We start from the raw sequence: 7,486 nt of genomic DNA, 5'->3' as shown, positions 1-7,486 counted from the left end.
AATTGGGTGAAATCGGATTGCAGCGCGTGCCAGCGCTTCGAGCCCCTCTGCAATTGGGCAAAACCGGACTACGCGTTGCGCTGGGTGCCGAAGTGTACGCGGGGCTGCGTGTGGCAGGCCGCCCACTCGGCCGCCACCGAGGCTGTGTGCATTATCCTGCCATATTTGCAGGATAAGCAAGGAGGCTGCTCCCCGTTTAGCTGCAGCTTATTTATCTGATGTTTTGTGAAGCTGATGGCTGGTTGGAACTTGGTCTTATGGCAAATAAGGCAAGAACAGCTGCGATCACACACGTCCCTGACAAACAATAAAACATTAGTTCCGGTGATTTTTTAACTAGAATGGAGGCAAGAGGCGGTCCGGCGGCAACACCAATAAATCGCATGGAGCTATAAATGGAAGTGATGCTGCCGCGCTCCTCTTTTTTAATGCCTTCTGTGATCATGGCATCCAAACACGGCAAAGCAACGCCAATGCCAATGCCGCAAAAGCTGATCCATATGATGAGAACAAGCAAGGAATGAGATAAACCGCAACATACAAGCGAACCTGTAACGATCGCCATGCCGCCGAATGTCATCCACTTCATTAAGCGTTTGTTTTGTCCAATGATTTTACCGGTAATAAAAGAAGCTAAACAGAGCGCAGCCAATGGGATGGCCAGTACGCAGCCTTTGACAATTCCATGGATACTGTATTGATCTTCCAGCATATCTGACAAGTAAAATAAAGTGCCGAAAATGACAAACATAGATATGCCTCCAATAGCAAAAATCCCGTATAACCATCGACCACTCCTCTGAAAAATAGCTTTTACATGGTTTAGAAAGGTTCTAAACGGAATCATTTCTTCTTCTTTCTTAGATGGTGATTTAACTAGAAAAGCAACCAGTAAGGTAGAAATGAGACAAAATACAGGGATGGAAAGAAAAGGGAGGAACCAGCACACTAGCGCTAAAGCGGAGCCTAATATGGGGCTCAGCACTTTCCCGAACGTGTTCGCTGTTTCTACAATGCCAAGACTACTGCTAACCTCGCTTTCTTCCTTGAACATGTCCCCGACAAGCGGAAGGACGATCGGAAAAGCGCCGGCCGCTCCGACGCCTTGAAGCAGTCGGCCCAGCATGATTACAACATAGGATTGGTCAATCATCCAGGCTGCTATACCAGAGATTAACCCGCCTATACCGGTGATGATCAGACTGGGGATAATCACTTTTTTTCGCCCAATGCGATCTGACAAGTACCCTGCAAGGGGGATTAGGACAATTGCGATTGCCGAATAAATCGTAATTAACAAACTAACTTGAAAAGAACTGACGGCTAATTTGCTGCGAATGGCCGGGAGCACGGGGATTAACATGGAATTGCCGAGTGTCATAATAAGAGGTATAGACGCAATCGATAGTAAGTCCCACTTTTTCCCTTGCTCCATGAATCGGGCACCTAACCTTCTTCTTTAATAGAAATCCATCCTTGACCACAAAGTGTAGTATCCCCATAGGAATTAGATCTATTACTTTTTTACAGTATGAACTGTGAAAGGCGGCGGTCATTTAGGTTCTTGGATGCAGCTTCACAGGAAGTTCTTGGGCCGGCTGCTTGTTGATTTTGTAAATCGGTATAAAACTGTTGTCAAAAACAATACAGTTATGTTATGGTTGAACAACAAAAAGATCAGAATTCCGGATACGGAATGAAGAATAGGAGAAAACCATACGATGACGAACAAAAACAACCCGAATGCGGTCCGATTAGCGCTGCTGCTCGGTTTATTTTCGACGCTCGGACCTTTTACCATCGATATGTATTTACCTGCTTTCCCGCAGATTGTTCAGCAATTCGGGACGACAGCTTCCCTCGTTCAGCTTAGTTTAACCGCCTGTTTATTAGGGCTTGGCGTCGGCCAAATCGTCATGGGGTCACTCAGCGACGTCCATGGCAGACGTAAGCCGCTGCTCATTTCCATGGCGATCTATGTGATCGCCTCCCTCGCTTGTGCGATCTCGCCAAGTATTTGGACGCTGATCATCGCGCGGCTCGTGCAGGGGTTTGTCGCCTCGGCCGGTATCGTTATTTCCCGCGCAATTGCCCGCGATATGTTTAGCGGTCACGAGCTGACCAAGTTTTTCTCGCTGCTTTTGCTCGTCGGTAACTTGGGGCCGCTGGTGGCGCCGGTGACAGGAAGCGGCGTGCTGGCGATCTCCAGCTGGATCGGCGTCTTTATTGCTTTGTCGGTGATCGGGGCTTACTTGTTCGCCATGACCAAATGGCGGCTCCAAGAGACGCTGCCCGTCGAGCGCCGCAGCCCGAGCGATTTTGGTCAGCAATTGCGGAACTACGGCTCCTTGCTGCGTGACCGCTCTTTTACGGGCTATATGCTCGCGCAGGGCATCATGATCGCCGGTGTATTCGCCTATGTTTCCGGCACGCCGTTCATTTATCAGCACATTTACGGGGTGTCCCCGACGGTGTTTGCACTATTGTTTGGGTCGAACGGCATTACGTTGATCATCGGCTCGCAGCTGGTCGGCCGGATGGCTCATCGCGTATCGGAGAAGACATTCCTAGTGCTCGGTCTCTGGCTTGCCGCGGCAGCCAGTGTCGCCGTCTTGTTAGTGTCCATCTTCCATGGGCCACTGTATGCGCTTGTGATCCCGCTCGTATTCTTCGTCGCATCCATCGGGATTACCTCCACAGCAGCTTTCCCGCTGGCGATGGAGAGCCAAGGGCATATGGCCGGCAGCGCTGCTGCACTGATGGGCGTCATTCCTTTCTTGCTCGGGGCGGTCGTTTCGCCGCTGGTCGGCATTGCCGGGGAAGACACAGCGGTTCCGCTCGGTGTCATTATCCTCACCACGAGCGCAATTGCGATGCTGTCTTATTTCCTCCTCGTGAAAAAAGGCGAGAAAGCGGCAGCCAGAAGCAAACAGCAACAGCAAGATGCAGTCATAACACAATAATTTTTCAATATAAACGGAGCTCGCAGGTTTGCGGGCTCCGTTTCTTGCTATATGATAGATTAGAGGTGAATCTATGGATTTTATTCGAGGTGCCGAGTTATGCAAGCGATTTCATAACGAATGTGTAGAACCAGTCCTTGCTGATCATTTCCCGCAAGTCAGCTATGCATCAGCGCTGATCGGTCCAGGGAGCGAGGTGCTCGGTTATGATACCGAGATGTCCACGGATCACGATTGGGGCCCCCGCGTCGTACTGTTCCTTGCGGGGGAAGATTTGCACCTGGCAAGCGATGTCCAAGAAGCGTTGCAAGCCGATCTGCCAGCTCAATTTTACGGATATCCGGTAGACGTGAGGCAGACGGTGATTACGTCCATCGCCCAGTTTGTTCAATCTAAGCTGGCCATTGATATCGATCAAGGTATGGAGCTGCTGGACTGGCTCACGTTCCCTTCGCAAACGTTGGCTGAGCTTACGGGCGGGGAAGTTTTTCGCGATGATACGGGGCAACTTACAACGATCCGTCAGCAGCTGCACTATTTTCCGCATGACATATGGTTATATATGCTGGCATCCACGTGGAATCGGATCGGACAAGAAGAGCATTTGCTGCTGCGGGCCGGGTATGTAAGGGATGAGCTGGGATCGTCCATCATCGGAGCTAGAATTGTTCATGATATCATGAACCTATGTTTTCACATGGAGCGTCAATACGCACCGTACCCAAAATGGTTTGGAACGGCGTTCAAGCAGTTAAGCTGCGCGGACGCGCTGCTTCCGCTGCTGCTGCATGTGCAATCGTCCGGAACATGGAGAGAGCGCGAAGACGCCTTATGCCAAGCTTATGAATGTATAGCTCGCTTGCATAATCGATTAGAAATTACAGAAGCTATGACAGAACAGGTGTCATTATTTTTTGATCGTCCTTTCAAGGTAATCCAGGGTGGTACGTTTGCCCAAGCGATTGCTGGTCAAATTAGCGACCCAATCATCCGCAAATTAGCCCAGATACGTTTAATTGGCGGAATTGATCAGATATCCGATAATACCGATTTCAAATTAATGAGCCAATGGCGCCAAGGCACAGCGTTCGAAAATAGAAACGTCATTCGCGCGTTTTATAACCGGATTCTCGAATAGAAGTAAGCATCCCGCTGCGTTAGGGGGTGCTTTTTTTTATGCATAGGAATAAAAATATCGTTTAAAACGAAAATAATTTATTGATAAACGATAAATTGTGTGCTAAATTAATAATCGAAAACAACGAAGTGAGGTGCTTTTATGAAACAAGGAACAACACTCTTTTTAAAGGTCGCCATCGTTCTCATAGGTATCCCGGTGCTGGCACTGTGCATCTTTTTGCTACCCAAGATCGGCAGTTTTGCTGCAGAGTTGTACCCGGACCACGCTTACGTCCAACTTCTCGTTGACATCGATTTGTATGCAACGGCGATTCCTTTTTTCTGGGCGCTGTACCAAGCCTTTAAGCTGCTAAGCTACATTGACAAGAATAAAGCTTTCTCGGAATTGTCGGTGCAGGCTTTGAAAGTAATTAAATATTGTGCGATTATTTTCAGCGGCTTGTATGTGATTGGCCTTCCTCTCTTGTATCTCATTGCGGAGAAGGACGATGCCCCAGGAATCATCGTCATCGCATTGATTCTGATTTTTGCCGCCATGGTGATCGCGGTTTTTGCGGCTGTGCTCCAAAGGCTGCTGCAAGAGGCTATCGATATTAAATCAGAAAACGATTTGACGGTCTGAGGTGGAGCTTATGGCGATAATTATCAATGTTGATGTGATGTTGGCGAAGCGGAAAATGAGCGTAACGGAGCTTTCGGAGAGGGTAGGCATTACGATGGCGAACCTGTCCGTCTTGAAAAATGGAAAGGCTAAAGCGATTCGCTTTTCAACCTTGGAGGCGATTTGCAAAGCATTAGATTGTCAGCCGGGAGACATTCTGGAATACCGAATGGAAGAGGAGGAATGACATGGACATCAGTCATTTGATCACCCACCATAGAACAAATCCTTATGAATTGGAGCAAATGTTTCGCAAAGACCCCGAAGCTTTCAAGAAATCGTTCCCCAGTGTGTGGGAGCAAAACCAAGATTCTCTGCTTCTTGCCGCCTGGCACGAAAGATTGCACTTCAAGGAAGCAGGAGGGAAAGCGACAGCTCCTTTCTGGCAAAGAAATTTCATGTCCATGGGCATTCTGGCCCTAATGGCAGGACTGGCGAGCAGAATCCTGTTCCACTATGTAGAGCAGCAAACGATAGCGCCGATTAACCTGATTTTCGGCATCCTGCCCTTTATTGCTGCCTATTTTATATATAATAATCCGCCTCGCAAAAGTGTGATTTACGTCCTGGCGTCGATATTCCTAATTTCCGGCGTATATCTGAATCTGCTGCCGCTGAAGCCTAGTGATAGTACGATCCTCGCATATATGCATCTGCCCATTCTGTTATGGGTCGTAGTGGGGGTTGCTTTTACAGGCAATGAGTATGGTCGAGGGAACACAAGATTAGCTTATCTGAAGTTTAATGGGGAATTTGGCATCCTGTACGCCAGCATGGCCATAAGCGGGATGCTGCTCTTCGGCTTAACGAATCAGTTATTCCAAGTGGCCGGGATGGAGATCAGTGAGTTTTATTTTAAAAACGTCGTCTTATTCGGGGCTGCCGCTCTCACTGTCGTGGCAACATACCTGGTATCGCGGAACCTTCGATTGTCCAGACATATCGCGCCCTATATCGCGAAAATTTTCAGTCCGCTTGTGCTGGTCACCTTGGTGGTCTATCTAATAACCGTCATTGGCGTTGGGAAAAATCCGTTTCTGGACCGCAATTTCCTTATGATTTTTAACGGTATATTGCTTTGTGTATTGGCTGTGACCATCTTTTCGATTACGGAAAACGGGACCGAAGCGAACAGGGGGATTTCGGATTATATCAATTTTGCCCTGATTATTCTTGCACTTATCATTGACAGTGTGGCCTTATCAGCCATCGTGTTCAGGCTTTCTTCTTATGGGATTACGCCGAATAGAATGGCTGTCTTGGGCATCAATATCCTGATCTGGGCGAATTTGATTTGGATTTTGTTTCCATATCTGCAGTTTCTGCGAGGGAAAGCCGGATCTTTCATCGTGCAAAATGCGGTTACCAAGTATTTGCCGCTCTACGGCGTATGGGCCGCGATCGTCACATTTGTTTTTCCGATTATTTTTAGATAAAAAGATTGGCGAAAGGCGGCCGGCCTGTGTGTGAACTGCACCCCATTTGTTAGACACGACTAACAATGGAGGTGCAGTTTTTTTGCCTAATTTCAGTTTAGATGAGAAATTGAAGGCCATTTTTAAGTATCAGAATGGTACGGAAGGAATTAAAAGCGTTGCAAAATCATTAGGGATAAACCATGAAGTTTTACGTATGTGGGTTAGGCAATACGAATATCACGGGGTAAAAGCTTTTGAAAAGAGCTATACAGCTTACAGCATGTCATTTAAACTAGACGTACTCAACTATATGAACGAGCATGGGACGTCTCCAAATGAAGCTGCTGTCATTTTTAATATTTCCTCCCCTGGGATCATTAGAAAATGGCGCAATCAATTTAATGAAGATGGAAAGGACGCCCTGAAATCAAAGAAAAAGGGGCGCCCACTTATGACAAATAAGAAAGAGAACAATTCGAAAAAACTAGAACCTGCGGAGGGTTCAGTTGAAGCTCTGAAAGCAGAAATAGAACGTTTGCGTATGGAAAATACCTATCTAAAAAAGTTGAATGCCTTAGTTCAAAACAAGGAAAAATCACCAAACAAGACAAAGCACAAGTAGTCTATGAATTAAGGCTTGAATTCCCGGTGGTTGCATTGCTAGCGTTTGCTGACATCCCTCGTAGTACCTTTTACTACTGGGTAAAGCAGTTGAATAAGCCCGATCTAGACAAAGATCTAAAACTCCTTATTCGATCCATTTACATCGAACATCAAGGACGTTATGGCTATCGTCGTATCCGTGATGAACTATATAATCGGGGACATCGGGTTAATCATAAAAAAGTGCAGCGTATCATGAAAGAATTAGGCTTGAAATCAGTGGTGCGTATGAAGAAATATCGTTCCCATAAAGGAACAGTAGGTAAAATTGCACCTAACGTACTCAATCGTAATTTTCACGCGGAAAAACCAAATGAGAAATGGGTTACCGATATTACGGAATTTAAGCTATTTGGAGAAAAGCTGTACTTATCACCTGTTTTGGACTTGTTTAACGGTGAAATTATCACTTACACAGTAGGGCCCCGCCCTACTTATTCCTTAGTCTCTGAGATGCTAGATAAGGCCTTTAAACGCTTATCCGAAGAGGATGAACTCCTCCTACATTCGGATCAAGGCTGGCACTACCAGATGAAGCCGTATCAACATGCTTTGAAGAAACAAGGAATTACCCAAAGCATGTCACGCAAAGGAAATTGTTACGATAACGCGGTGATGGAGAACTTCTTTGGCATTATGAA

At 46.8% G+C, this 7,486-nt stretch carries 6 protein-coding genes and 1 pseudogene; 6 read left to right on the top strand and 1 reads right to left on the bottom strand.

Going from position 1 to position 7,486, the window contains the following annotated elements:
- Nucleotides 1-211: 211 nt before the first annotated feature.
- Complete coding sequence (locus O9139_RS22350) at nt 212-1,435, bottom strand: MFS transporter (protein WP_270881636.1); 1,224 nt, start codon at nt 1,433-1,435, stop codon at nt 212-214.
- Nucleotides 1,436-1,721: 286 nt separating this feature from the next.
- Between O9139_RS22350 and O9139_RS22345 the strand changes: the two genes are divergently transcribed.
- The 6 genes and pseudogenes from O9139_RS22345 to O9139_RS22320 all read left to right on the top strand — a co-directional run.
- Nucleotides 1,722-2,963 (top strand): multidrug effflux MFS transporter, encoded by a 1,242-nt coding sequence (locus tag O9139_RS22345; protein WP_270881635.1) that lies wholly within the window; start codon nt 1,722-1,724, stop codon nt 2,961-2,963.
- 73 nt (nt 2,964-3,036) lie between these two features.
- The gene (locus tag O9139_RS22340; protein ID WP_270881634.1) at nt 3,037-4,101 is read left to right on the top strand and encodes a DUF4037 domain-containing protein; all 1,065 of its coding nucleotides are present in this window, start codon (nt 3,037-3,039) and stop codon (nt 4,099-4,101) included.
- Between the two features lie 141 nt (nt 4,102-4,242).
- A complete protein-coding gene (locus O9139_RS22335; RefSeq protein WP_270881633.1) occupies nt 4,243-4,725 on the top strand; it encodes a DUF2975 domain-containing protein in 483 nt (160 codons plus the stop codon).
- Between the two features lie 10 nt (nt 4,726-4,735).
- The gene (locus tag O9139_RS22330; RefSeq protein ID WP_270881632.1) at nt 4,736-4,951 is read left to right on the top strand and encodes a helix-turn-helix domain-containing protein; all 216 of its coding nucleotides are present in this window, start codon (nt 4,736-4,738) and stop codon (nt 4,949-4,951) included.
- Between the two features lies 1 nt (nt 4,952).
- Entirely contained in the window at nt 4,953-6,200 is a 1,248-nt protein-coding gene (locus O9139_RS22325) for a DUF4153 domain-containing protein (protein WP_270881631.1), read from the top strand.
- 82 nt (nt 6,201-6,282) lie between these two features.
- Nucleotides 6,283-7,486, top strand: a pseudogene (locus O9139_RS22320) (IS3 family transposase); the annotation flags it as partial.

It is taken from the genome of Paenibacillus aestuarii (assembly GCF_027789125.1).
Classification (GTDB): Bacteria; Bacillota; Bacilli; order Paenibacillales; family NBRC-103111; genus Paenibacillus_E; species Paenibacillus_E aestuarii.
This window is presented reverse-complemented; position numbering and strand designations above follow the sequence as displayed.